The 24,586-nt window shown below is 38.4% G+C and carries 26 protein-coding genes; 10 read left to right on the top strand and 16 right to left on the bottom strand.

Annotated features, from left to right (window positions below; translation table 11 throughout):
- Positions 1–64: 64 nt before the first annotated feature.
- Entirely contained in the window at positions 65–226 is a 162-nt protein-coding gene (locus FJR05_RS17230) for a hypothetical protein (protein WP_168645245.1), read from the top strand.
- Positions 227–682: 456 nt separating this feature from the next.
- Here FJR05_RS17230 and FJR05_RS17225 read toward each other — a convergent pair whose 3' ends face one another.
- The 6 genes from FJR05_RS17225 to pcrA all read right to left on the bottom strand — a co-directional run bounded on the left by FJR05_RS17225 (position 683) and on the right by pcrA (position 8,410).
- A complete protein-coding gene (locus FJR05_RS17225; protein WP_168645244.1) occupies positions 683–1,348 on the bottom strand; it encodes a nitroreductase family protein in 666 nt (221 codons plus the stop codon).
- 179 nt (positions 1,349–1,527) lie between these two features.
- Complete coding sequence (locus FJR05_RS17220) at positions 1,528–2,259, bottom strand: HAD family hydrolase (RefSeq protein ID WP_168645243.1); 732 nt, start codon at positions 2,257–2,259, stop codon at positions 1,528–1,530.
- A 119-nt stretch (positions 2,260–2,378) separates the two neighbouring features.
- Positions 2,379–3,419 carry a 30S ribosomal protein S1 gene (locus tag FJR05_RS17215; RefSeq protein WP_168645242.1) on the bottom strand — a complete coding sequence of 347 codons (1,041 nt, stop codon included), beginning with the start codon at positions 3,417–3,419 and terminating at the stop codon, positions 2,379–2,381.
- 300 nt (positions 3,420–3,719) lie between these two features.
- Positions 3,720–3,824: a photosystem II reaction center protein T gene (locus FJR05_RS17210; protein WP_168645241.1), complete on the bottom strand. Its 105-nt coding sequence runs from the start codon at positions 3,822–3,824 to the stop codon at positions 3,720–3,722.
- A 98-nt stretch (positions 3,825–3,922) separates the two neighbouring features.
- Positions 3,923–5,449, bottom strand: a complete 1,527-nt coding sequence (gene psbB / locus FJR05_RS17205; RefSeq protein ID WP_168645240.1) for a photosystem II chlorophyll-binding protein CP47 — start codon at positions 5,447–5,449, stop codon at positions 3,923–3,925.
- A 630-nt stretch (positions 5,450–6,079) separates the two neighbouring features.
- Entirely contained in the window at positions 6,080–8,410 is a 2,331-nt protein-coding gene (gene pcrA, locus FJR05_RS17200; RefSeq protein ID WP_168645239.1) for a DNA helicase PcrA, read from the bottom strand.
- Positions 8,411–8,779: 369 nt separating this feature from the next.
- Between pcrA and FJR05_RS17195 the strand changes: the two genes are divergently transcribed.
- Positions 8,780–9,217, top strand: coding sequence for a CAAD domain-containing protein (locus FJR05_RS17195; protein ID WP_168645268.1), 438 nt, complete (start codon positions 8,780–8,782; stop codon positions 9,215–9,217).
- A 63-nt stretch (positions 9,218–9,280) separates the two neighbouring features.
- Here FJR05_RS17195 and FJR05_RS17190 read toward each other — a convergent pair whose 3' ends face one another.
- Both FJR05_RS17190 and petH read right to left on the bottom strand, forming a co-directional pair.
- Positions 9,281–10,570, bottom strand: a complete 1,290-nt coding sequence (locus FJR05_RS17190; RefSeq protein WP_168645267.1) for a homoserine dehydrogenase — start codon at positions 10,568–10,570, stop codon at positions 9,281–9,283.
- Positions 10,571–10,681: 111 nt separating this feature from the next.
- Positions 10,682–12,037, bottom strand: coding sequence for a ferredoxin--NADP reductase (gene petH, locus FJR05_RS17185; RefSeq protein WP_168645238.1), 1,356 nt, complete (start codon positions 12,035–12,037; stop codon positions 10,682–10,684).
- 865 nt (positions 12,038–12,902) lie between these two features.
- Between petH and FJR05_RS17180 the strand changes: the two genes are divergently transcribed.
- The 3 genes from FJR05_RS17180 (at position 12,903) to metK (ending at position 16,248) form a co-directional block, all read left to right on the top strand.
- A complete protein-coding gene (locus tag FJR05_RS17180) occupies positions 12,903–13,904 on the top strand; it encodes a phosphoribulokinase (protein ID WP_168645237.1) in 1,002 nt (333 codons plus the stop codon).
- A gap of 349 nt (positions 13,905–14,253) precedes the next feature.
- Positions 14,254–14,610 (top strand): hypothetical protein, encoded by a 357-nt coding sequence (locus tag FJR05_RS17175; protein WP_168645225.1) that lies wholly within the window; start codon positions 14,254–14,256, stop codon positions 14,608–14,610.
- A 396-nt stretch (positions 14,611–15,006) separates the two neighbouring features.
- Positions 15,007–16,248, top strand: coding sequence for a methionine adenosyltransferase (metK, locus tag FJR05_RS17170; protein WP_168645236.1), 1,242 nt, complete (start codon positions 15,007–15,009; stop codon positions 16,246–16,248).
- A gap of 206 nt (positions 16,249–16,454) precedes the next feature.
- Here the strand turns inward: metK and FJR05_RS17165 are convergent, their stop codons facing one another.
- Positions 16,455–16,913 (bottom strand): pentapeptide repeat-containing protein, encoded by a 459-nt coding sequence (locus FJR05_RS17165; protein WP_168645235.1) that lies wholly within the window; start codon positions 16,911–16,913, stop codon positions 16,455–16,457.
- 176 nt (positions 16,914–17,089) lie between these two features.
- On the opposite strand from FJR05_RS17165, the gene FJR05_RS17160 reads away from it, so the two are divergent.
- Both FJR05_RS17160 and FJR05_RS17155 read left to right on the top strand, forming a co-directional pair.
- Entirely contained in the window at positions 17,090–17,509 is a 420-nt protein-coding gene (locus FJR05_RS17160) for a DUF2358 domain-containing protein (protein WP_168645234.1), read from the top strand.
- A gap of 80 nt (positions 17,510–17,589) precedes the next feature.
- Complete coding sequence (locus tag FJR05_RS17155; protein WP_168645233.1) at positions 17,590–18,600, top strand: adenosine deaminase; 1,011 nt, start codon at positions 17,590–17,592, stop codon at positions 18,598–18,600.
- Positions 18,601–18,676: 76 nt separating this feature from the next.
- Here the strand turns inward: FJR05_RS17155 and FJR05_RS17150 are convergent, their stop codons facing one another.
- The gene (locus FJR05_RS17150; RefSeq protein ID WP_168645232.1) at positions 18,677–19,012 is read right to left on the bottom strand and encodes a rhodanese-like domain-containing protein; all 336 of its coding nucleotides are present in this window, start codon (positions 19,010–19,012) and stop codon (positions 18,677–18,679) included.
- Between the two features lie 172 nt (positions 19,013–19,184).
- On the opposite strand from FJR05_RS17150, the gene mutL reads away from it, so the two are divergent.
- The 3 genes from mutL to FJR05_RS17135 all read left to right on the top strand — a co-directional run bounded on the left by mutL (position 19,185) and on the right by FJR05_RS17135 (position 21,366).
- Entirely contained in the window at positions 19,185–20,843 is a 1,659-nt protein-coding gene (gene mutL / locus FJR05_RS17145) for a DNA mismatch repair endonuclease MutL (RefSeq protein WP_168645231.1), read from the top strand.
- 128 nt (positions 20,844–20,971) lie between these two features.
- Positions 20,972–21,166, top strand: a complete 195-nt coding sequence (locus tag FJR05_RS17140) for a type II toxin-antitoxin system HicB family antitoxin (protein WP_168645230.1) — start codon at positions 20,972–20,974, stop codon at positions 21,164–21,166.
- Entirely contained in the window at positions 21,163–21,366 is a 204-nt protein-coding gene (locus tag FJR05_RS17135) for a type II toxin-antitoxin system HicA family toxin (RefSeq protein ID WP_168645229.1), read from the top strand. Before FJR05_RS17140 ends, FJR05_RS17135 begins: the two co-directional genes overlap by 4 nt.
- Here FJR05_RS17135 and FJR05_RS17130 read toward each other — a convergent pair.
- The 6 genes from FJR05_RS17130 to FJR05_RS17105 all read right to left on the bottom strand — a co-directional run bounded on the left by FJR05_RS17130 (position 21,363) and on the right by FJR05_RS17105 (position 24,473).
- Entirely contained in the window at positions 21,363–21,650 is a 288-nt protein-coding gene (locus FJR05_RS17130; RefSeq protein WP_168645228.1) for a hypothetical protein, read from the bottom strand. The genes FJR05_RS17135 and FJR05_RS17130 overlap by 4 nt on opposite strands.
- Before the next feature lie 63 nt (positions 21,651–21,713).
- Complete coding sequence (locus tag FJR05_RS17125) at positions 21,714–22,115, bottom strand: type II toxin-antitoxin system VapC family toxin (protein WP_168645227.1); 402 nt, start codon at positions 22,113–22,115, stop codon at positions 21,714–21,716.
- Positions 22,116–22,132: 17 nt separating this feature from the next.
- Positions 22,133–22,354 (bottom strand): hypothetical protein, encoded by a 222-nt coding sequence (locus FJR05_RS17120; protein WP_168645226.1) that lies wholly within the window; start codon positions 22,352–22,354, stop codon positions 22,133–22,135.
- A gap of 146 nt (positions 22,355–22,500) precedes the next feature.
- Positions 22,501–22,896, bottom strand: a complete 396-nt coding sequence (locus FJR05_RS17115; protein ID WP_371416907.1) for a type II toxin-antitoxin system VapC family toxin — start codon at positions 22,894–22,896, stop codon at positions 22,501–22,503.
- Positions 22,897–22,898: 2 nt separating this feature from the next.
- Positions 22,899–23,051 carry a hypothetical protein gene (locus tag FJR05_RS28020; protein WP_371416906.1) on the bottom strand — a complete coding sequence of 51 codons (153 nt, stop codon included), beginning with the start codon at positions 23,049–23,051 and terminating at the stop codon, positions 22,899–22,901.
- Positions 23,052–23,381: 330 nt separating this feature from the next.
- Positions 23,382–24,473, bottom strand: a complete 1,092-nt coding sequence (locus FJR05_RS17105; RefSeq protein ID WP_217385615.1) for a PspA/IM30 family protein — start codon at positions 24,471–24,473, stop codon at positions 23,382–23,384.
- Positions 24,474–24,586 lie beyond the last annotated feature (113 nt).

Raw genomic sequence — 24,586 nt, 5'->3', positions numbered from 1 at the left:
TATTTTTATGTTTATTGATGTACAATAAAAAATTATCACTTTGTAATTTAAAAAACCGAAATATATGGTTTTTATAGTAAGTAGGAGTCAGGAGTCAGGAGTCAGAAGAAAGAAGAAAGAAGAATCTAAAAAAGTGTTTGAATTTACAGCAATTTTCACATATTTATCACACATTCTGTTTTTGCGCTTTTGCTTCTTAGTACCTTTGTGCGAAACAAAAATATAATTTACTTACCCAAAAACTACTAAAAACCCATATCTGCATTCAAAAATACCAACCTAATCCCCAAATCCCTAATTAGCCTTGATAGGGATTATCAAGTCTATCTACAGAAACATTAACAGATAATGGTAGACGACCGGGGTTTAAACCTAGAAGAATAAAAATAATAGCGTAGACTTATAGCATAACGAAAAATTAAAATCCGTGAAATCCCTTAATCCGTATAATCCGTGATCAAAAATACCAACCTAATCCCCAAATCCCTAATTAGCCTTGATAGGGATTATCAAGTCTATCTACAGAAACATTAACAGATAATGGTAGACGACCGGGGTTTAAACCTAGAAGAATAAAAATAATAGCGTAGACTTATAGCATAACGAAAAATTAAAATCCGTGAAATCCCTTAATCCGTATAATCCGTGATCAAAAATACCAACCTAATCCCCAAATCCCTAATTATCTTTGATAAGGATTATCAAGTCTATCTACAGAAACATTAACAGATAATGGTAGACGACCGGGATTTAAACGGGGTTCAGCCGCATAACCTACAGGTACTACAACAGCAATACCTATATCTGGGTCATTTTCTGCACCAATTACAGCTTTTACCTGTTCCTCAATCCAACCATTCATAAAACAGGTGGATAAACCCAAACTTTCCGCTGCTAATACTAAATTTGTCGCAGCTATCATGGCATCTTTGATGGCGTATTCCCGGCGCTTGTCTCCTAACCCTGCTTGAAATTGAGGAATTGCAGATTTAAAGTAATTAACTGTTCCCTCATTCCACGCTCCAGTGGCTGCACCTTGTTCTAAGATGGGTGTTAAATCTTGTTCTCCCGCAGCAGCGTCAGCAGCGAAAACAAAGGTAACAGGCGCTTGAATAATTTGCTTTTGATTCCAAGAGGCCGCACATAATGCTGCTTTTTGGGCTTCGTCCTGCACTAAAACTATTCTCCACGATTGGACGTTGAAACTACTGGGTGCAGCTACGGTTAATTCTACCAGTTGCTTGAGTAGTTCTGGGGAAATAGGATCTGATTTAAAGGTTTTGATGGAACGACGTTGTACTATGGCGGTAGGTACATCTAATGCTTTGATTTGGGTGTTGGAAGTCACGGTATTCTCCTATGTTTTGTCCTACTTAGGGTAACGCTTTTTTGTACGCAGTTCAATTAATTAACCACATTTTTTTGTCTCACGCAGAGGCGCAGAGGCGCAAATAGGAGTGAAGAGTTTGGTTTAAATACATGAAAACTACTGTAACTCAGTACAAGTGAAAATTCAAGCATTTGTAATTATGCAATCACCTGAATTTCATCAAGTTGATTAATCACTACATCTGCACCTTGAACATTATCTGCCTTACCAATCCAAGTAATCCCAATACAGCCGCCAGCATTAGCATCACGCGCCATTTGCATATCACCCATCGAATCACCTACCATTAAAGTTGCCTCTGGTGATACTCCCAAGGCTTGACAAGCTTCTAAAAACAGCGTTGGATCTGGTTTACTGGGACCTTCATCAACTCCCTTTTCCAGTTGCAAATAATCGCTTAATTGGTGGGTATTGACAAATTTTTTGACTTCTTGAGTCGTTGCTGCTGACAGGATTCCTAATTTTAAACCCGCTGCTGACAAAGACTTTAATATCTCCAAACTACCTACAAATAAAGGTGAAGGAGTTTTACCAACATATTGTTCAGCTTCTTCTAAAGCTTGACGGGCGATTTTTAAAGATTCAAACCATCCCCTGCCAGTTTCGGCAATGTAAGCTGCTGCGGCAACTTCTGTTTCTCTACGACTGGCTACTGATATTAAACCTGCTGGATCTAAGAAATTGCCATTAATACCAAAAGCCATTAATAAAGGTTCGCCAATTCCAGGAATTTGTGCGTCTATCATCCGTGCTGCTTTTTGTCCCAATGTTCTTAAATATGACTCAGAATCTTCTAAGGTACCGTTTTTATCAAATAAAATTGCTTCAATATTAGAAAAAGCAATGTTTTTACATTTAATAGTTGCCAAAATATTTCACCCCATTGATATTAATTGCGGATTTTAGATTGTAAGTAAAAAAAAAGAGGGGTTTCCCTCTTCATAATATACTTTAACAATCTGAGTTGTAATCACTGACAATTATCAATCTATGATTCAATAGCTGCGGGGATTTCTTCTTCAATATCTGTGGCTGGGGGAATTTCTTCCTCAACTACAGTTTCCATAGGTGCAACTTCTTCAGCTACGGCTTCCACATCTGTAGCTTCTACAGGTGTAGTAATGCCTTGCTGTTTGGCAAGCAATTGTTCCCGATACTTAGCTGCCATTTCTTCGGCCTTATCGTAAACCAAATCACGGTTTTTGATCATGTCACCAGGTTCGGGTTCTAACTGTTTAGTAGACAGTGAAATCCGTCCCCTTTCTGCATCCAAGTCAATGATCATTACTTTCACTTCATCATTAACATTGAATACGCTATGAGGAGTATCAATATGCTCGTGGGAAATTTCAGAGATATGTAGTAGTCCGCTTACGCCACCAATGTCAATGAAAGCACCGTAAGGTTTGATACCGCGAACAGTACCAATGACTACTTCGCCCACTTCCAAACGGTTCATCTTCCGCTCAACCAGCGCTCGACGATGGGAGAGAACTAAGCGGTTACGCTCTTCATCTACTTCTAGGAATTTCAAAGGCAGTTCTTCGCCTACCAAATCTTCCTTGGGTTTGCGGGTGCTAATATGAGAACCGGGGATAAAGCCGCGCAGTCCTTCAATTCGCACTAATGCACCACCACGATTGGTTGCGAAAACGCCAGAACGGACAGTAGCATCTTCTGCTTGTAGCTGTCGTACTCGCTCCCAAGCCCGCATATACTCAATCCGACGAATTGAAAGGGTGAGCTGACCATCTTCATTTTCATCGGTAAGGATGAAAAATTCCCGTGTTTCGTTTGATTGTAAGACTTCTTCCGGGGCATCAACCCGGTTAATAGACATTTCTTGTATGGGTATATATGCTGCGGTTTTCGCACCTATGTCAATCAGAGCGCCGCGCGGCTCTATACTGAAAACTGTACCCGGTACGACATCACCAGGGCTGAAGTGATAGTCGTATTTATCAAGTAGAGCAGCGAAATCTTCGTGGGTAAATCCAATTTCTGTAGCGGTTAAGTTCTGATTGACCATGCTAATGTGTTCCTGGGTCTAGTCTCCGTAAAGGTTTTGTCATAAATTCAGTTTATATGTAAGTAGGGGGATGACAATTTCCACTTACATTGCTGTCTTATCCTAGCTTAGAATAGCTAGTTTTAACACATATCAACTTCCAGACATAAAATTATATCATATTCAGGAGTCAGAAGTCAGGAGTCAGGAGCCAGGAGTCAGGAGAAGAAAGAAATCTTAAAGTAAAATATCCGCTGCTACTATCACTAGTAACAACGGATATTTTTAGATATATTCCCTCATAAATTGGGAATAAATAACCTATTTATCTTTTTTCTCAAAGCGGGGGGGTTCGCGGAAGGCGATCGCAAAAAAGATAACACCTAATGCTAAGGTCAAAACCAAGATGTAAGCAACACTTTCCATATTTTTCCGATCCTGCCTATTGAGCCAGTAATTTTAGTTTACCAAGCCTGGGAAAAAGTATGAAGTAAGAAAAATCTACTCCATACGTAATCCAAATTTTAAGCTTCCTTACGGGTACGAGTTGTCTTGTCACCCACTTTCTGGAACAGACCCCACTCAACCTGTTCTTCTTCAATTTCCACACCGGCAAATACATCACGGTAGATTGTCCGTGAACCGTGCCACAGGTGGCCAAAGAAGAATAATAGAGCAAATACAGCATGACCAAAGGTAAACCAACCTCTGGGAGATGTGCGGAATACACCGTCAGAATTCAAGGTTTCTTTGTCAAATTCAAAGATCTCTCCACCTTGAGCTTTACGGGCAAACTTCTTAACATCAGCAGGATCTGTAAAGGTTTGACCATTCAGGTTCCCGCCGAAGAATTGGACTTTTACGCCAGTTTGTTCAAAGCTGTATCTAGATTCTGCGCGACGGAAGGGGATGTCAGCACGGATAACGCCATCTTTATCAGTCAAAATGACTGGGAAGGTTTCAAAGAAGTTAGGTAGACGACGAACTGTTAATTCTCGTCCTTCGGCATCTGTGAACACAGCGTGACCTTGCCAAGATTCAGCAATACCATCACCTTTCACCATTGCCCCTGTACGGAATAGACCACCTTTGGCGGGGCTATTACCAACATAATCGTAGAAAGCCAGTTTTTCAGGAATTTGCGACCAAGCTTCGGTCAAAGAAGAACCTTCGGCAACGCTTGTTTGCACACGACGCTGAATTTCTTGACGGAAGTAGTCTTGATCCCACTGGTAGCGGGTAGGGCCAAACAGTTCGATAGGGGTAGCAGCGTTACCGTACCACATAGTTCCGGCTACTACGAAAGCAGCGAAGAATACAGCAGCAATACTGCTGGAAAGTACGGTTTCAATATTACCCATCCGTAGGGCTTTGTAGAGCCTTTCAGGAGGTCTAACTGTGAGGTGGAATAAACCTGCAATAATACCGACGATACCAGCCGCAATGTGGTGAGCGACTATGCCACCTGGATTATAGGGGTTAAATCCAGCCGGACCCCATTCTGGGGCTACTGGCTGAATACTGCCGGTCAATCCATAGGCATCAGATACCCACATTCCTGGACCAAATAGTCCAGTTTGGTGGAACGCACCAAAACCAAAACAAAGTAAACCGGATAAGAACAGGTGAATACCAAACATTTTTGGCAAGTCTAGTGCAGGTTCACCGGTGCGAGGATCTCTAAAGAGTTCCAAATCCCAGAAAACCCAGTGCCAAACGGCAGCCAAGAATAATAAACCAGAGAGAACGATGTGAGCGGCAGCAACGCCTTCAAATGACCAGAAACCGGGGTCTACTGCTGTGCCACCAGTTACGCTCCAACCACCCCAAGATTCGGTTACGCCTAAACGTGCCATAAAGGGAAGTACGAACATCCCTTGTCTCCACATGGGGTTGAGAACTGGATCACTAGGGTTATAAATGGCTAGTTCGTACAGTGCCATTGAACCTGCCCAACCAGCTACTAAAGCTGTGTGCATTAAGTGTACAGAAATTAGCCGACCTGGATCATTCAGTACGACTGTATGTACTCGGTACCAAGGTAGTCCCATTGACTACAAGCCTCCTGGATAGTTATGTTTACAAAGCAATTTTCTTACGGAGGTTCTGTATGACGGAAACCGTCAATCAGAGGAATCTCTGAGTTTTTTTATTGCTGATTTTGAGTTTGGCAATACTGACGCACTACCATAGTTTGAGTTCTTTTGTCAAGAACTGGCTGTTTGAGTGTTTGGGTGATTGCTAAACAAAAATGAGAATATTTTAAAAAGTGTAACTATTGATGGAACGCTTTGCAAGCGTTTCTATTGCGGGAGTTACGTAGCGTGTGGCTTAAATATCGCTATCAGTCCCCAGAAATGCTGGTTATAACCTGATCTATTGGGAAGGCTGAGGTTTTTTAAGTCCACTATTTCAGGATAAAACTAAACCGGAGTTTTGTTCGGCGAACTTCTTACAGCAGGGCTTGGCGATCGCTTGTAGATAACCTATAGGTTGTATTTTATACTGAATTTATGTATATAAATTTTGGTATCTAGTAGTCTGTCAAAGACATTTTGACGGATAATGACTTTTGTTCTTCCCTCCCCTACTCCCCTACCTCCCCTACCTCCCCTACCTCCCCTACTCGCCTTTACCCGTCATTTTTGGATTGACAGACTACTAGGTGGACTAATGCAAAATTAAACTTTTTGTAATTGTGCTACTCTGGGGTCCACGATTTTTTGTCCTAAACTCAGGAATTTAATCGCTACAGACACCTTATTTCCTTCTCCAAAAACGTGAGTAATTTCCCCAAGTCCAAAAGACTTATGCAATACTCTATCACCTACTTGCCAAATTCCAGGAGTGCTTTGTTTGCTGGAGTTTGCAGGTGTAGTTTTAGTTGAACTACGGGTAACTTTATTTTGGGTAATTAATAATTCTGCTGGTATTTCATCAAGAAATTGCGATCGCATTGCTGGTTCTCTGGACCCATATAAACGCCGTTCTCTCGCATGAGATAAAAACAACCGTTCTTGAGCGCGGGTAATTCCCACATAACACAAACGCCGTTCCTCTTCTAACAATGAAGGATCTTGTAACGAACGATAACCCGGAAAAAGTCCCTGTTCTAACCCCACCAAAAAGACAACAGGAAACTCCAAACCCTTAGAAGCGTGTAAAGTCATTAAAGAAACTGCTGTTTGTCCTTCTTTTAAATTATCTAAATCAGAACTCAAAGCCGCACTTTGCAAAAATGCCTGTAAAGAAATATCTTCTCCAGCATTTTCTTCTTGAAATTGCAACATAGCGTTATGCAATTCATTGACGTTACTGATTCTATTATCAGCTTCATCTGTTGCTTGATCTTGCAATTCCTTAATATAACCAGAATCTTCCAAAATGCCTTGTAAAATTTCCGAACCCGGAACTACTTTAATTTGTTCTTGACGATTTTGAATCATCGCCGCAAAGTTATTTACAGCTTTTGCCGAACGTCCTGCTAAAGTATTTACAGATGTTTCATCACTTAATATTTCCCATAATGTTGTTCCTAACTGCTGGGAAGCATTCACCAAAGCATCAACAGTAGATTTACCAATTCCCCGCCGAGGTGTGTTGATAACTCGTAATAAACTTACAGTATCCGCTGGGTTATTAATCGCCCTTAAATATGCCACAGCATCTTTAATTTCTTTTCGGTCATAAAATTTCATTCCTCCTACAACCGTATAGGGAATTTGATATTTTACTAATAATTCTTCAAAAGGTCGAGATTGGGCATTAGTTCGATATAAAATTGCAAAGTTACCCCAATTTAATTCCGGGTTTTGATGTTCTAAAGTGCGAATTTGATTAATCACAAAAGCTGCTTCTGCCATTTCTTCATCAGCTTTATGACAATAAATTCCTTCTCCTGGTTCTCTTGTGGCTTTGAGAACTTTATCAATGCGTAGAGTGTTATTTTCAATTAATTCATTCGCTGCTTGGAGAATATTTTCACATGAACGATAATTTTCTTCTAACTTCACCATTGAACGAGTATCATCATCTGCTAAACCATCGCCAAAATTCTCCTGAAATTCTAGCAAAATGGTAAAATCTGCCATTCTAAAACTGTAAATAGATTGATCTGCATCACCGACAACAAACACAGAACGATCTTTCCAGTTCCATTCACTTTTACGGGTTTCGCCATTTGTCACTAAAAGCTGAATTAAATCATACTGGATGCGGTTGGTATCTTGATATTCATCTACCAAAATATGGCGAAATTGTTTATCATGCCAATAACCTAGAACTTGTTCATTTTGTTGAAATAATCGGGTAGGAATTAAAATTAAATCATCAAAATCTAAAGCATTATTTTGGGCAAGTTTATCTTGATAACGATTATAAACATCAGCAATCACCCTACCGCGATAGTCTGGTTGTTCGCTTTCAAATTGTTGGGGAGAAAGTCCTTGATTTTTGGCATTACTAATGGCGTAGCGAATAGATTTAGGTTCAAATTTTTTACTATCTAAATTTAAATCTTTGGTGACAATTTCTTTAATCACACTTTGCACATCTGATTCATCAAAGATAGAAAAATTTGTATTCCACCGTCTACCTTTTTCATCTTGATATTTTCCAATTTCTAAGCGAAGAATGCGGGAAAATAAACCATGAAAAGTCCCACACCAGATATCTTTAATGATAGTACGATAAACCTTTGATTTAAGTTGGGTTTTCTCATATTCTGTGAGCAAATCAAACTTTTTACCATGTTGTTTCATGGCTAATTGCTCCATAAATATCCTTTGAATTTTTTCCTTCATTTCCCTAGCGGCTTTGTTAGTAAATGTCACCGCGAGGATATTTTCAGGATTAACACGATGTTTAATAATCAAATTAGCAATGCGGTAAGTCAGCGCGCGAGTTTTCCCTGAACCAGCGCCCGCTACCACTAACAATGGTCCACAGTGGTGTTCGACGGCTTGACGTTGACTAGGATTAAGGTGAGCAAGAAAATCAATATTTGTGGTCATAAACTATAACAATGATGAAAAGGACAATTTGTTATCGGGTTATTCTGTCAGCGTCAAACTCAGTACAAAGAATCATACAAAAGCAGCATAATGGGGCAAAAACGATAAAAATTTACTTAAATTGCTAAACTTTGAGAAAATTTGATATATTGTGAGATTATTTAGTTTTATCCTTGCTTCCCAACTAGCAACTTAATGTTACTGGATTTTGTGTAAAGTTTTGTCATACCTGTGAAGAACTCTAGATGTAAGATAAACCAATAATCTCTAATCTCTCACCCTGATTAGTGAGGGAAAGTACCGATTAACAGCCTTTTGGTTGTAAATATCTAAGTAAGAAACTCCACTTTCAAAATCATGGAAACGAAAATGCAAGAACCAGAATTTAAAGAAACCCAGACTAAAGAAACAACCATACCTGAAATTAACACCCAAACCGGGAATTTGACTAAACTTCAACCTCCTATGCAGTCTCAAGAAGAATGGTTGAAATACGGACAACAAATTTCTGGTTTTTTGGGGACATTACCAGACTATGTAGGTAAATTCTTTGGTCAATATCAGCAACCTATTGTAAGTGTTGGCTTAGTCGTGACAGCAGTAGTCACAGTTAAGGTACTATTAGCTGTATTAGACGCTCTTAATGATGTCCCTCTAGTAGCACCTACCTTTGAATTAATTGGGATTGGTTACTCTGTGTGGTTTGTCTATCGCTATTTACTCAAAGCTTCCAGCAGACAGGAGTTGTCTGGCGAAATTACCAGCCTCAAATCCCAAGTTGTGGGTAAAAACTCTTCTCAATCTTAACTAATAAGTTTAGACAATCTTAGATCCCCGACTTCTTAAAGAAGTCGGGGATTTTTTTATGCTTCAAAGCACTCGTAATACGCTGGGAATACTGTCAATTGATGCCATAGCTTGAATTTCTACCAAAGCTTGTCTAAAGTCCCCTTCCCGGACATTGTGGGTAACAACGACAATTTCTGCTAGTTCTCCCTGAAAGCCGGTTTGGACGACTGATTCTAAACTTACGCCATAATTACCAAAACAAGTTCCCAGTCTACCAATAACTCCGGCTTGGTCTTTGCTGAGGAAACGGGCATAAAACCGGGTTACTAACTCAGCAATGGGGGTAATTTGCGAGTAATGTTGATGTCTACAAGCTAGAAGAGGATTTGGTTTAGCTGTATTGGTTTTGAGGGTAGCAACAAGATTTAAGATATCTGATGATACAGCACTAGCGGTAGCGCCAGCCCCGGCACCCGGACCGAATAACATCACCTGGCCTATGGGTTCTCCTTCCACAAGAATGGCATTGTAAACACCGTTGATACTAGCTAAAGGATGAGTTTGGGGGATGAGGGTAGGATGAACTCTGACTGAAAGTTGGGTATTATCTTGATCTAAATGTTGAGCTATTCCTAGTAATTTAATGACAAATCCTAATTTAGCAGCATAGGCAATATCTGTTTTTGTAACTTGGCGAATTCCTTCACAATGGACATCTTGCCGATTAATTCGTCCATCAAAACCTAAAGATGCCAATATAGCAATTTTATCGCCGGCATCTAAACCATCTACATCTGCTGTCGGATCAGCCTCAGCATAACCCAATTTCTGAGCATCTGCTAAGACATCATCAAATTCACTACCTTCGGTTTGCATCCTGGTGAGGATGTAGTTGGTTGTACCATTGACAATGCCCATGATAGCGCTAATGCGGTTAACGCTTAAAGATTGCTTCAGGGGTTGAATTACAGGAATACCACCACCAACGGCGGCTTCTAGCAGCACATAAACACCTGCTTGGTTAGCAGCGGTGAATATTTCGCCACCAAATCGAGAAATTACGGCTTTATTGGCGGTAACTACGTGCTTACCATTTTTAATAGCTGTGAGGATGAGTGTGCGTGCGGGTTCTAATCCCCCCATTAACTCTACAACTATATCTACGGCTGGATCATTAACAATGGCTTCTAAATCCGTAGTTATCACCTCTGGGGATAATTCTACAGCACGGGGTTTCGTGAGCGATCGCACACCCACTCGATATATTTCCATTTCCTGTAACAGCGGATGACGACCTACTTTGTCTTGCAACAGTTGTACTGTCCCCGTTCCCACTGTACCTAATCCAAGTATTCCTAATTTGACAGCCACAGATTTTGCACCCACATTAAATTTACATAAAACAATTGTAGGCAGAGCCATAAGCCCTACCTACTAATTATCTGCTTTTAATTTTCCAATGACCAATGACCAATGACCAAATTAATATGTTTCTACGTGCCAGCGGTGAGCTTTTTTTAGATCCTTTTGGTAATCACTCCAAGTCACACCTTCTTTAGCCGCAGCACCACTTAAAGCCGCATCAATGCCATCTTCCATACCGCGCAAACCACAGATGTAAGTGTGAGTTTTTTCGTCTTTAATCAACGCCCACAACTCATCAGCGTGTTCCGCAACCCGGTCTTGGATGTACATTCTCCCACCTGCGGGGTTATTTTGTTCCCGGCTGATAGCATAGGTAAGACGGAAGTTTTCGGGATATTTCTCTTGCATTGCTTCCAATTCCTCCTTGTAGAGAATATTGGGAGATGTTGGCACACCAAACAACAACCAAGAAAATCCTTTAAATTGATATTCTGGGTTAGCTTTTCTTTCTGCATCCTTAAACATCCGCCACAGGTAAGTCCGCATCGGCGCAATACCCGTACCTGTTGCTAACATGATGATATTAGCTTCAGGATCTTCCGGCAATAACATTTCTTTACCAACAGGGCCTGTGATTTTGACATCATCACCTGGTTTGATTTTGGTCAAATAGGTAGAACAAACACCATAAACCGTTTCACCTGTTTCTGGATGCTTGTACTCTAACTGACGAACACACAGAGATATTGTTTTATCATCGAGATTGTCACCGTGACGAGTAGAAGCAATGGAATACAGTCTGAGTTTTTCAGGCTTACCATTCTTATCTACACCAGGAGGAATAATCCCGATACTTTGACCTTCTAAATACCGCAAGTTACCAGCAGACAGGTCAAACTTGAGATGTTGAACAATCCCAATTCCGCCCTCTTTAACTAATGTTTCATTAGAAATACACTTACCAATAAACGGAGCATTAGGACGATAAATGTTCACAGGAACATCAGCATGAGCATCTTTTTTAGCTTTTGCTTGAGTCATGGAGTTGCCTTTTTTATCCTTAGCTGGTGATTTAGCAAAGCCTTTAGCTTCACTAACATTATTTACAGGTGTGGCTTTACCATGCTCATCTTTGTTAGCACTTACTTCAGCCGCGACTTCGTTGCTAACTTTAATGTCAGCATTTACCAATTCAACTTTTTCGTTAACTGCTAAGTCAACTTTGCGATTGAGTTGCTCTAAAGCTGTAACAGATTGGATACTAACAATTTTACCGCCCAGGCGAGTGATCCGTCGCATTTCTTGATTCATGCGGTTGTAAGGTACTCTGATGAATACACTGCCACTTCTACGAATTTGGTAGTTGGTTTGATCAGTTTCTTCAACCTGACGCAGACCCACCACTTCGTAAATGAAGACGCGGCTACCTGATTCTATACTGGCAGCACCCTCAACAGCACCTTGATTGTACATTCCTTCTAACACTCCGATATTTACTTAACCGTTTATCAAAAAAATCATTCCCATCCTTATGCGAGGTTCAGTTTACCGGATTTTCGGATCACAAAACTAGCCATCTGGGAAAACGACATCATTTACCATGATGCCTTGCTCAGTACACTCGCCCAAGACCAGTAGGCATGGCAAAAAACACACCTGTTCACCTTCTAAATTAGAGGATAAGTCTTTGCGAGAATGTTAATAGTGAATCACTTTAATCTTTTTTTCTCGAACTACATAGTTTTAGGCTTGTTGATCAAATATTCTACTGTATATTGATCCTGCAAAAATTATGGGTTTGCAAAAAAAGCCCTTTCATTTGTGAAAATATTCCTAAAGAGCATATTATAACTTTAGTTTGGATTGAACTAAAACCATCAGTACCATCTTACCATGACAGTGCAGTAACCGACCTTATTAATAATCAATTTTATATATACGGTACATTCAATGTAAATTAAGTACAGCGTATTATTAAATACTAAGAAGCTTTGATTCTTTCTTCTTCATCCTGACTCCTTTTACAAAAATGTATCATCTATGGCAGAATGTTAAACAGATAATTGCTAGGGAACTAGATTCGTTCTCAAGGTAAATCTTGTGAGAGTACACCCCATTCTGTTAAAATCTAGTGCAACACTAAGATTAAATACTTACCAGCGATAAAATTAGACTAAATTAGGACGAGTAACTGCTATAGGCGTATAAGTTATTTGTTGAAATCTGTCATCGTTATGCTGGGTAGCCAGAACGTAGGAATATACCGTTGGGTTAAGCTCCTGGATTCAAAATCTGTTGTGAGAAAAATTATTGATTGACACATTTTTAGAGGAAATTTATGACTAAGCCGGAACGCGTGGTACTAATTGGAGTAGCCGGAGACTCTGGGTGCGGTAAATCTACGTTTTTGCGTCGGTTGATTGATTTATTTGGCGAAGAATTTATGACAGTTATCTGTTTAGATGACTATCATTGCCTAGATCGTAAACAACGTAAAGAAACAGGAATAACTGCACTTGACCCCAGAGCAAATAATTTTGACTTAATGTATGAGCAAATCAAAGCTCTTAAAGAAGGTCAATCAATTCATAAGCCGATTTATAACCACGAAACTGGCATGATTGATCCACCAGAATGGATTGAGCCAAATCATATTATCGTTGTAGAAGGTCTGCATCCTTTATATGACGAACGAGTAAGAGCGCTTCTAGACTTCAGCGTTTATTTTGATATCAGCGATGAAGTCAAAATTGCTTGGAAAATTCAACGCGATATGGCTGAAAGAGGCCACCGCTATGAAGATGTTTTGGCACAAATCAATTCTCGTAAACCCGATTTTGAAAAATTCATCGAACCACAAAGAGAATTTGCTGATGTGGTTCTGCAAGTATTACCCACAAATTTAATTAAAAACGATACAGAACGTAAAGTTTTGCGGGTACGGATGTTACAACGGGAAGGTAAAGAAGGCCTTGAGCCAAGCTACCTGTTTGATGAAGGTTCAACGATTCAGTGGACTCCTTGTGGACGTAAACTGACCTGTTCTTACCCCGGTATGCAGCTTTACTACGGTTCTGATGTTTACTATGGTCGTTATGTCTCAGTTTTGGAAGTAGACGGTCAATTTGATAACCTCGATGAAATTATTTACATCGAAACTCATCTGAGCAAAACATCCACCAAATATCAAGGTGAGATGACTCACTTGTTACTACAACACCGTGAATATCCAGGTTCTAACAATGGTACTGGTTTATTCCAAGTATTAACAGGTTTGAAAATGCGTGCTGCTTATGAGCGATTGACAGCTAAAGAAGCAAAACTAGCGGTTCAAGTCTAAAACAGCAGTCTTTGTGTCAAAGATTAGGGGGAACAGGTGAATATGTTCCCTCTTTTTTTATGTTGACTATACAAGAATGTTTAAAAATAGATTTTAGATGATAGCAATTTCTATTTCAGTCAGGGACAAGAAGTAGGTATTAAACGCAGATGAACGCGGATAAACGCAGATTATTTTTTTATTATTATATAGCAATTCGATTTGATTTAAGCTGATTTTAGTGATTAGGTGTTCCCGGGATTATATCCATTCAAAAATCAGCATTTAAATACCACAGTGAATAAATTCACTCGTGTCGCTTCCCTCTCAGGGCTAAAGCCACTGAGTTTCCCGCATACCGCGAGGTTTTATGAACAAAACCAAGATTAATCAACCACAAGATACTGAAATGTTAGAAGAATATGATTTCAGTCAAGGAGTGAGAGGTAAATATTATCAAGCGTATCAAAATAATAATTTACCTAAATTACAAGGTATTCAGTTTTTAACAGACAAAAAAAATAGAAGAACAGGAGTATTTATAGATTTACTATCCCATCAACAACTTTGGGAAACAGTAATTAATCAATATCCTCACCTTGGTAATATTCATTTTTTAACTGATATTCAAGGTCAACAAATAGCTGTAATTCTCAACTTTCAAGAACATTTAACCCTGTGGCAAGATATTTATGACCATCTAATTGCTGATTTAATAGATGAGTGATAATTATGGAAGCGGAAAAATTTGATACTAAATTTGACAACAAATCAACAGCCAGATAAATCTCAACCTAAAATTAATGTTGTTTATCAAAAAATTGCTTAATATCATTTGATATAGAGGAATCATAAATGATCTGGGGAAAATTTTCTATTTCCAAATAGAATCAAAAACTGCCAATATCTTACATCTGCGTTTATCTGCGTTTATCTGCGTTTAATGAATTATCCTAACTTCTAGGCAGAGTTTACGAAGAATGTGCATTTTTTCATACCTGTGATTATTGACGTACTGAGATAAAAGATACTTATTCCAAAAACTGTAAATATTGTTATGATTTCAGAAATTAGTAACTAATGTATTTCATTGGTGAAAAGAATCTATCAGGAGGAAATTCCTTTGTCTCGACGCTATTTATTTACTTCCGAGTCAGTTACAGAAGGTCATCCAGATAAAATTTGTGATCAAATTTCGGATACCATTATTGATGCGCTATTGGCAGAAGACCCCAATAGCCGTGTAGCAGCAGAAGTTGTAGTTAATACTGGTTTGGTGCTAATTACCGGAGAAATTACCACTAAAGCTCATGTTAATTACGTTAATCTTGCCCGTAAAAAGATTGCGGAAATTGGCTATACTGACGCTGATAACGGCTTCTCTGCGAATAGTGCTAGTGTTCTAATTGCTTTGGATGAACAATCAGCGGATATTGCTCAAGGTGTAAATACTGCTAAAGAAGCCAGAACAGAGGATAGTGAAGAGCTATTCGATAAAATTGGTGCTGGTGATCAAGGTATCATGTTTGGTTTTGCTTGTAACGAAACCCCAGAACTTATGCCTTTACCCATCAGTTTAGCTCACCGCATTGCCCGAAGATTAGCGGGAGTTCGTAAGGCTGGTATTCTCCCTTATCTGCGTCCTGATGGTAAAACCCAAGTTACCATAGTTTATGAAGATGGCAAGCCTGTAGGGATTGACACGATCTTAATTTCTACCCAACATACAGCTAATATTGGGGATATTAGCGATGATGCTGAGGTACAGGCTAAGATTAAAGCTGACCTGTGGACAGAAGTAGTAGAACCTATATTTGGTGATATTACTGTGAAACCAAGTCAAGAGACTAAGTTCTTGGTTAACCCCACTGGTAAGTTTGTGATTGGTGGACCACAAGGAGATTCCGGTTTAACAGGACGGAAAATTATTGTTGATACCTACGGTGGTTATTCTCGACATGGTGGCGGAGCTTTTTCCGGTAAAGATCCCACGAAAGTAGACCGTTCCGCAGCTTATGCGGCTCGTTATGCAGCAAAAAATATTGTTGCGGCTGGGTTAGCAGAAAAATGTGAAGTGCAGCTAAGTTACGCCATTGGTGTGGCGCGTCCTGTGAGTATCTTTGTTGATACTTTTGGTACAGGTAAAGTTGATGATGAAATTCTGTTGAATTTGGTCAAGGATAACTTTGAACTCCGGCCAGCGGGAATTATCCATGTGTTCAATTTACGTAACTTACCAAGTGAAAGAGGCGGACGTTTTTATCAGGACGTTGCGGCTTATGGTCATTTGGGAAGAACTGATTTGGATTTACCTTGGGAACGCACTGATAAGGTGGATGTTTTAAAGAAAGCGGCCTTTGCTTAATCAGTTAGTTTGATAACAAGATTTAGGTTGAGGTTATAGACAATTTAATTATCTATAGCCTCTTTTTTAGATTTTTCTCAATTTATACTCAAAATGGTTGGGACATGGGCTTTTGTAAAATCACGAAAAAACTAGAATTTTAGGGGTTTAGCAGTGCTAAACCCCTACTTAAATCAAATAATTAAATCCGTATTGAGTATATCTACTTAATCCCAATCACGCAACATAGCTCCATCTTCGCCACCAATACCGATGCCTGTGTTATATATACCAGCATCAGTAATGTTAAGATTGTCCATTGATGCTTGATAGACATTGGAATCATTGATTGTGGCGCGGGTAAGATTTGCGCTGTTTAAGTTGGCTTTTTTGAAATTGACGTTGGTAAGAAAAGCTGATGTTAAATTAGCACCTGCTAAGTTTGCCCCAGTTAGGTCAGCACCTTCTAAGTTAGCATTTGTAAGGTTAGCACCCTGAAGATTTGCGCCTCGTAAGTCTGCACCAATTAGATGAGTACCACTGAGGTTGAGTCCTGATAGGTTACACTGGATACATTCTCTAGTTGACAAAAGTTTCTGTAAATCTTTTTGGCTTCCAGCTTGAACTGAATTAGCTAGAAACAGGGGAGTTATCAAGGCCATAGCGGCTAATAGTTGAAGTTTCATAAAGTTTCCCCCTCTCACAATATAGTTATGTCCGTTCTTTACCTCACGAATCCATTATCTCACTAATTAGCTGAAAAATGTTGATTTAAACTACAAGCTTGATATTTCTTTTTATAAATCAGTAATGGGGAATAGGTAACGGGGAATAGTCCATCATATTACTAAATACAAATCACATGAAATCTAAGTTACGGATAAAACAGTTAATTACAACTCTGCAACAGGATCTACCTACACTATTTGAGCAGGATATTTCTTATGAAATATACACAAATGATATCTATTTTCGTGATCCAGTTAATAAATTTAAAGGTAAATTTAACTATCGGTTAATCTTTTGGACTTTACGATTTCATGCACGGTTATTTTTTACCGAAATTGCTTTTGATTTACATGATGTATCTGAGTTTGATCATGACACAATTATAGCTACATGGACAGTTCGAGGTGTTTTGCGTGTTCCTTGGCAAGCAAAGTTATTTTTTAATGGCTATTCAACTTACAAATTGAATACAGATGGTTTGATATATGAGCATATTGACACTTGGGATAGAAAACCAGGGGAAATCCTCCAGCAGTTTTGGCAAAGGGGTTAATTAACGGTATTTGAGTCAGACGATTTTTTTTCGGGAAGTTTTTGTTACAATTAGTGAAATTTTCTTGGCAAAATACCACTATGGCTTTATACGCAGAATTGCATCGGCATTTAGGTGGTTCAGTTGTACCTCGTGTACTATGGCGATATTTCCAGCGTCATAATTCTGAGTTGATTTCTCGCTTTGGTGAATATGCAGAGTTTGAAGATTTTTATACTCGTCCTCGTAATACTTTAGATGAATATCTAGAATTGCATACTCTTGTGGAAAGTGTGCAAACGGTGGAGACTTTACCTTACTTTATTTACCGTTTATTACGTGGTGCTTATATTTTTGAGAATTTGGCTTATTTGGAATTACGCTATACTCCCTATTTGCGAACTCCTGAACATTTGAATCAAGGTGAAAGAATTGATAAAATGGCGGAAATTGTGGATATTGTAGGTAAATCTAGTTATTTACCGGAATATCCGATTGTGACTGGTCAAATTCTTTGTATGCACTCCCGTTTATCTTTTGAGGTAAATAAGGCAATTATTGATTTGGCGGCACAAAATAGAAAGTATGTTTGTGCGATAGATTTGGCTGGTGGCGATCGCTATTATGCCGAAAGAATGGAAGAATGGATTAGTTTATATAATTATGCCCATTCGCTGGGTATTAACACTACGGGGCATCTTTATGAAACCAAAGATGGTTGTTATCCTGAATTGTTGCCCTATTTAATGCGAATTGGTCACGGTATCCAAGTTCCGCTCTTGTATCCTGAGTTACTGCCAGAAGTTGCTAGAAGAGGACAATGTTTAGAGGTTTGTCCGACAACTTATTTAAAAACAGGGACTTTGCAGGATATTCGGCAACTGAAGTTGGTTTTTGACCGCTGTTTTGAAGCTGGGGTGGATATCGCTATTTGTACGGATAATGCGGGCTTACATAATGTGCGTCTCCCCTTTGAATATGAAAATCTTTTGACTTACGACATTATCAATTTTCAACAGTTACAAGCTTGTCAAGATGCAGCTTTCCGTCATGCTTTTGCTTGGCCTCACAGTCAACGTCCGGCATCTTTGTTAACTGGGTTGTTGAGGTAGGGAGTGGGGGGAGTAGGGGGAGTGGGGGGAGATAAAATTCTTTTATCCGCTACCTCCCCAACCTCCCCAACTCCTTTTAACCCTCTACCCCTTCTGTAGCGCCACCGATGGTTTTCCAGGCTTTTATGCCACCGCTGAGTTCGGCTACGGCGGTAAAACCGAGGAATTGTAGGGTTCTCACAGCTTGGGCTGATTGGCTGTCATTTTCGCCGTAAATGTAGATTTGGCGTTCTCTGTGGAGGGAAGTTTGGGCGCGAGATTCCAAGTCATTGAGGGGGATGGAAATTGCTCCGGTGATGCGGCTATAATTGTACTTTGAGCGATCGCGCACATCAATAATTGTGAAAGCAGGTTGACCCCATTCGAGACTGGTTTTTAAGTCTTGAACATCAGCAACTAAATTAATACTCATAAGCTTTTTCTGGGGATAATCTAATCAGAAATTTACCAAATATCCCTTCTTAATTCGTATTTCTTTAGGATCACAGCAGATTTTAGAAATGATAATTTTGTGATCATAATATTGTAAGCTAATTCTCTGCACAGTAAGACAAGTTTTAATTTTTAATTTTTAATTATTCATAATGGCATCTACTATTCAAGCTTTACCAACAGAAGTTGTATATTTGATTACGGCAGGAGAAGTAATTGATTCTTTGGTGGCTGTTGTCAGAGAGTTGGTGGAAAATTCCCTAGATGCTGGAGCAACGCGCATTGTCGTTTCTTTATGGCCGCAAATGTGGCGAGTTCGTGTGGCTGATAATGGTTGTGGCATGAATTTGGATGATTTACAACAAGCTGCAACTGCACACAGTACCAGTAAGATTCATTCGAGTGCAGATTTATGGAAAATCAGCAGTTTGGGGTTTCGTGGTGAGGCGCTACATAGTTTAACAACTTTGGCAGATTTAGAAGTTTTAAGTCGTCCTTTGGGGGGAAGTGAAGGTTGGCGAGTTGCTTATAATAATGAAGGAATAGTATCACAAGTAGAAGTGGTAGCGATCGCACCGGGTACGGTAGTCACAGTTAATAATTTATTTGCTAATTATGAGCCTCGTCGTCAGGGTTTACCGGCGACAAATCAGCAATTAAAGGCTGTACAAAATGTCATTCAACAAATAGCTTTGTGTCATCCTCATGTTAATTATCAAGTTTGGCAAAATGACAAAGAATGGTTTACGATTTGTCCCGCACCAACTGTGGGAAAACTGATTCCCCAAATTCTCCCCCAGGTGCGACAAAGTGATTTACATGAGGTGAATTTACAAATACCAAATCTGGAAAATTCGTCTTTGCATTTGGTGATAGGATTACCGGATAGATGCCATCGTCATCGTCCTGATTGGGTAAAAGTGGCAATTAATGGCAGAATGATTAAAACGCCAGAATTAGAGCAGACAATACTTTCAGCCTTTCATAAGACATTACCACGCGATCGCTATCCAGTTTGTTTTTTACATTTAACGATTTCTCCAGAACAAATTAACTGGAATCGTAACCCAGCCAAAACAGAAATTTATCTGAATGAACTAACTTTTTGGCAAGAACAAATTACTGAATCTATTCACAAATCCCTGCGAATTTCAGAAACCAATATAAAAGAATCTGTTCACACAACCAGAGTTAGTAACTTATTGAAAGTCGCAGAATCAAAAGGTGAATATAATTTCAATCCTCAAAATTCTCAACCCAGTGAAAATCAAACTTATTTAAAAGCTGTTGCCCAACTCAGCAATACCTATATTGTAGCTGAACATTCAGGAGGAATGTGGTTAGTAGAACAACATATAGCCCATGAAAGAGTATTATATGAACAATTATGTGATAGTTGGCAATTAGTAGCTGTAGAAACCCCAATTATTATTTATCAATTATCACCAGCCCAGGTTTCCCAATTACAACGCATTGGTTTAGATATAGAACCATTTGGTGATAACCTTTGGGCAGTGCGTAATATTCCTATAATGTTAAAACAACGGGAAGATTATGCTGATGCAATTTTAGAATTAAGTTGGGGAGGAGATTTACAAACTGCTCAAGTTGCTGTTGCTTGTCGGAGTGCAATTCGCAATGGCACAAAAATGAGTTTACCAGAAATGCAAACCTTATTAGATAATTGGCAACGTACCCGCAACCCGCGCACCTGTCCTCATGGTAGACCGATTTATTTATCTTTGGAAGAATCAGCACTAGCGCGGTTTTTTCGACGTAATTGGGTAATTGGCAAAAGTCATGGAATTTGAAGTATTTTATTTTTTAATCAAATGGATAATAAGTAGGTGAACGTAAATAATTGTCCTCTTAATTATTTGCGTGTCCAATCCATCCTTAATTGGGTATAATTGAATTAACTAGTTAAACGGAATAAATTATGAAAATTCAAGTAATCATACATGAAGCAGAAGAAGGCGGTTTTTGGGCGGAAGTTCCAGCATTGCCAGGATGTGTTACGGAGGGTGATACGAAGGAAGAATTAGAAAACAATCTTAGAGAAGCAATTGAATTATATCTGAGACCAATTCCTAATCAAAATCCATCTGGACAAATATTAGAACTTACTTTATGAAATCAATTTCAGGAAAAAGATTAGCTAATATCCTGAATAAAAAAGGTTGGATATTAGTTGATGTTAATGGTAGCCATTTTAAATACTATAAAGATAGTAAATCCGTGATAATTCCTATTCACGGAAATAAAGACTTAAAGATAGGTACTCTCAAAAGTCTGATGAAACAAGCTGATTTAACAGAAGATGATTTACTTTAATTATTTTTGAAGACTTTTCCTGTTTCAGCGATAATTTTAACGAGTATCCCCTCTTCTAATTCTCCTTCTTGCCATTCATAAGGTTCATATTTTTCTAACCTTGATAAGTCACTTTCTAACCAGTCTATATCTTCTTGGGTTTGAGGATTTTCGCTTTGCCAAACCAGATAATTTAAAAAGCTAAGAACTTCTTGTAATTTATCATCAGGGATAACTTCCAAACGTTGTACTACCTTTTTTCTGAGTTTATTCATCTCTGTAATGCTCTGAATAGTTTTTAGCATGAATTAACCTCAACCGATTTGGTAATCATTATTAATATCAATTGTGCCACAAGAAATCCCTTGTTAATCTCGCCAGTTCTCAATTTGCAGGTTTGGGATTCTTTCAAATTCCCGAACGTTAGCAGTTACAATAATTAGTTTATGGGTGATTGCAGTTGCGGCAATGAGGACATCGTAAGCACCTATCGGAGTTCCTGCCTGTTTGAGAAAACTCCTGATTTGAGCAGTTTGTTCTGCTTCTGCTTCTGCAAAAGGTAAAATTGTCACAGAATTAAGAAACGATATAATCAGTGGTCTAATTTTGATGGCTCGTTGGGGATTTATTGCTAATCCATACTTCAATTCCATTGATGTTACTGCGGAAATAGAAATATCGTCAGGGGAAATCAGTTTTAGTCGTTGTAATGTATTTGGATCACCTTTGACAAAATCACTGACTACACAAGTATCAAGTAAATATTGCATAAATTCAATTAAAAATATTAAACTGAAAATATGGTTTCGTCAGGTGGCAGCAATTCGTCTCGATAGGACTCAAAGGTAATACTATCTGCAAAACCTTGATGTTGCAAAATTAGATTCGACCAAGTTCTAGTTTTGTTTTCTAGAAATGTAACTAATACAGTGCTTTCGTGAATGTCTTTTGGTATTTCAGCAAGTTGGATTTTTCCATCTTTATAAATTCCCTGAACAGTTTTTAGCATGGATTAACCTCTATAAATTGGGTGATCATCATTATCAGAAACTAATTGTAGGGGCGCAGGGCGTGCGCCCTTCATTGTATTTCATGAGAACAAGAATTGCTGTAAAGGTGAATTTCGCTTAACTCGCTGATAATTTAGTAAACATATTAATCGAAATCAGGCTTTTTAACAATACAATTACCTAAACCTTCAGATTTTTTGATCAACTTTTCATCAAATGTATAAAATTCTCTACAATGATTACTAAAAGCTAAGTGAAAAGCATCAGCAAAATCTAACCCATTTTCATGCCATTCAAGAATTTGTAAAATTAACGTAGAATTAGTTAAATACACATTAGGTAAACCAAATAATTTTCTTAAAGCTTGAGCAATTTCTACTGGTTTAAATTTATAAGCAAAACGTAACACCCATTCTGTTTCTAAAATTACTGTATCAGCAATAAAAATGTTTTGACTCTTAAATACTTGTAAACTTTTTTCATATTGTAATTGATCATCTTTGGTAATCAACCTGACAATAATATTAGTATCAACTGCAATGATTAATAACCTAACTCCTTTATTCCTTGCTCAATTGCTTCATCCATTTCTTCTATTGTTTTCGCTTTTTCTTCATATTTTAAACACCCTGCAACTTGTTCTAAAGTCGTTTCTTTAAAAGGTTTTTTCGGTTTTAATAAGATTCCATCACCCATATTAATTATTACTAATTCCTGTCCGTCTTACCAATGATACTGCTCTCTTAATATTTGAGGAATAGTTATTTGACCTTGATTTGATAATTTGGTAATTTCCATTTTGTTTAATTCTCACTACTCGCTATTTGATAACTTTATTATAATTTTAATTGATTTCCTGATCAAAAAATATCGGGAAATAATATTGTTATGTCCCCACAATCACACTACAAGATCGGAGATCGCTACAAAGAGACGATCACGATTATTAATGGGAAAACAAAGGTAATAAGCGAATTTTCGTGAACCATGCACAAGAATCCCCTGCCCTTCACGTGCGGAAGTATGTTAAAGTCTAGGCAACTGACAGCGTAGTGCTTCTAATTCTGCATCTACATCTTCACACCCCGCCTCCAACTCTGCAAACTGATCCTCAAGAGATTTGCCAAACTTCTTCTCCTGCATCAGCACTTTTTCTTCCATGCGCTCAAAGGCTGTCATCACACTTTTAGTAATAATAGATTTAACTTCTACTTTTACTTGTGGTAAAGCTGGAATAGTGCCAAAACGACTTAAAAGCTTCCAACCTTCCAAAAGACTATTAATCCTTTTTAAATTGGTTAAATCAATATTCTCAGCCTCATTGACAATTACTAACAACTGCTTAATTGAATCTAAAAAAGGCTTATCTTCTTGATAAAAAATTCCCTTTAAGGTTTGACAATCATCATCATCATCGAGATCAAAAATCTTATCTGACGGTACATTATTCGCTACTAACCAGTCAGTAACCGCTTGATCGCACTGTTTTAAAGCTAAATACTTATATTCATTAGGCAAATTAGCTAAAGATAATGCCAACTTCATGCGAATTTCAGGCAAACAACTAGAAGCATCCGATTTTAAACTATCGTAAAACTGCCCGTAAGTTGTCACAATTTCAGAGATTGCTTCCTGCCAAAATTGGGGAGTTAATAGAAAATGATTTTTATACTTTTCTAATAGATAAGGTATTAAACTAGGCAATAAAGGCGTATTTTCCCAAGAATTACCCAAAAAGAGCATATCTGCATGAATGGCGATCGCCAAACAATGCCATACCGCTAAATATTGATAAAAACTCTTGTAATCTTGCTCTGTGGTTTTGTATTGTTTAGTAATAGGTAAATTAGAAGTATCAATATCAATGCGATGTTCTTCTAATTCCGTCTTTTCTGCTAACTCTTTGTAATAAACTTGTAAATTTTCTTCATTCACTCCCCCCATAGTTTTAATATAGGCTTCATCCTTACCAATTGCTTCCAATTTTTTGCGAGTTACTTCCCACTCCAAAGCCCTTTGTTTAACTAAACTACGAAGCAAATCAGAGAAAGATATACCCGATAAAATTGAGGCTTGAGTATAAGATGTATCCCCACTATTCCAATAACCTAAACTCAAATTAAGTTCACCTAAAGGAATTGTTGACTCTAAAATTAATATGGGAATACTTTTTAATGTAGTTTTTCACTCTCCCCCCACTTTCGAGAGTTTATAGGGTAGGTAGAAGTAGG

Source organism: Dolichospermum sp. UHCC 0259, from assembly GCF_009711935.1.
Taxonomy (GTDB): Bacteria; Cyanobacteriota; Cyanobacteriia; order Cyanobacteriales; family Nostocaceae; genus Dolichospermum.
Note: the sequence above shows the minus strand (reverse complement) of the source record. Positions and strands in the feature narration are given on the sequence as shown.

Bases quoted from the DNA above. Each gene is read 5' to 3' on its own strand.
- mutL (WP_168645231.1), top strand. From the start codon at position 19,185: ATGGCATCTACTATTCAAGCTTTACCAACAGAAGTTGTATATTTGATT.
- FJR05_RS17175 (WP_168645225.1), top strand. From the start codon at position 14,254: ATGAACAAAACCAAGATTAATCAACCACAAGATACTGAAATGTTAGAA.
- FJR05_RS17140 (WP_168645230.1), top strand. From the start codon at position 20,972: ATGAAAATTCAAGTAATCATACATGAAGCAGAAGAAGGCGGTTTTTGG.
- FJR05_RS17125 (WP_168645227.1), bottom strand. From the start codon at position 22,115: ATGCAATATTTACTTGATACTTGTGTAGTCAGTGATTTTGTCAAAGGT.
- FJR05_RS17180 (WP_168645237.1), top strand. From the start codon at position 12,903: ATGACTAAGCCGGAACGCGTGGTACTAATTGGAGTAGCCGGAGACTCT.
- FJR05_RS17135 (WP_168645229.1), top strand. From the start codon at position 21,163: ATGAAATCAATTTCAGGAAAAAGATTAGCTAATATCCTGAATAAAAAA.
- FJR05_RS17130 (WP_168645228.1), bottom strand. From the start codon at position 21,650: ATGCTAAAAACTATTCAGAGCATTACAGAGATGAATAAACTCAGAAAA.
- FJR05_RS17195 (WP_168645268.1), top strand. From the start codon at position 8,780: ATGCAAGAACCAGAATTTAAAGAAACCCAGACTAAAGAAACAACCATA.
- FJR05_RS28020 (WP_371416906.1), bottom strand. From the start codon at position 23,051: ATGGGTGATGGAATCTTATTAAAACCGAAAAAACCTTTTAAAGAAACG.
- FJR05_RS17120 (WP_168645226.1), bottom strand. From the start codon at position 22,354: ATGCTAAAAACTGTTCAGGGAATTTATAAAGATGGAAAAATCCAACTT.
- FJR05_RS17155 (WP_168645233.1), top strand. From the start codon at position 17,590: ATGGCTTTATACGCAGAATTGCATCGGCATTTAGGTGGTTCAGTTGTA.
- FJR05_RS17230 (WP_168645245.1), top strand. From the start codon at position 65: ATGGTTTTTATAGTAAGTAGGAGTCAGGAGTCAGGAGTCAGAAGAAAG.
- FJR05_RS17160 (WP_168645234.1), top strand. From the start codon at position 17,090: ATGAAATCTAAGTTACGGATAAAACAGTTAATTACAACTCTGCAACAG.
- FJR05_RS17215 (WP_168645242.1), bottom strand. From the start codon at position 3,419: ATGGTCAATCAGAACTTAACCGCTACAGAAATTGGATTTACCCACGAA.
- FJR05_RS17165 (WP_168645235.1), bottom strand. From the start codon at position 16,913: ATGAAACTTCAACTATTAGCCGCTATGGCCTTGATAACTCCCCTGTTT.
- psbB (WP_168645240.1), bottom strand. From the start codon at position 5,449: ATGGGACTACCTTGGTACCGAGTACATACAGTCGTACTGAATGATCCA.
- pcrA (WP_168645239.1), bottom strand. From the start codon at position 8,410: ATGACCACAAATATTGATTTTCTTGCTCACCTTAATCCTAGTCAACGT.
- FJR05_RS17150 (WP_168645232.1), bottom strand. From the start codon at position 19,012: ATGAGTATTAATTTAGTTGCTGATGTTCAAGACTTAAAAACCAGTCTC.
- petH (WP_168645238.1), bottom strand. From the start codon at position 12,037: ATGTACAATCAAGGTGCTGTTGAGGGTGCTGCCAGTATAGAATCAGGT.
- FJR05_RS17210 (WP_168645241.1), bottom strand. From the start codon at position 3,824: ATGGAAAGTGTTGCTTACATCTTGGTTTTGACCTTAGCATTAGGTGTT.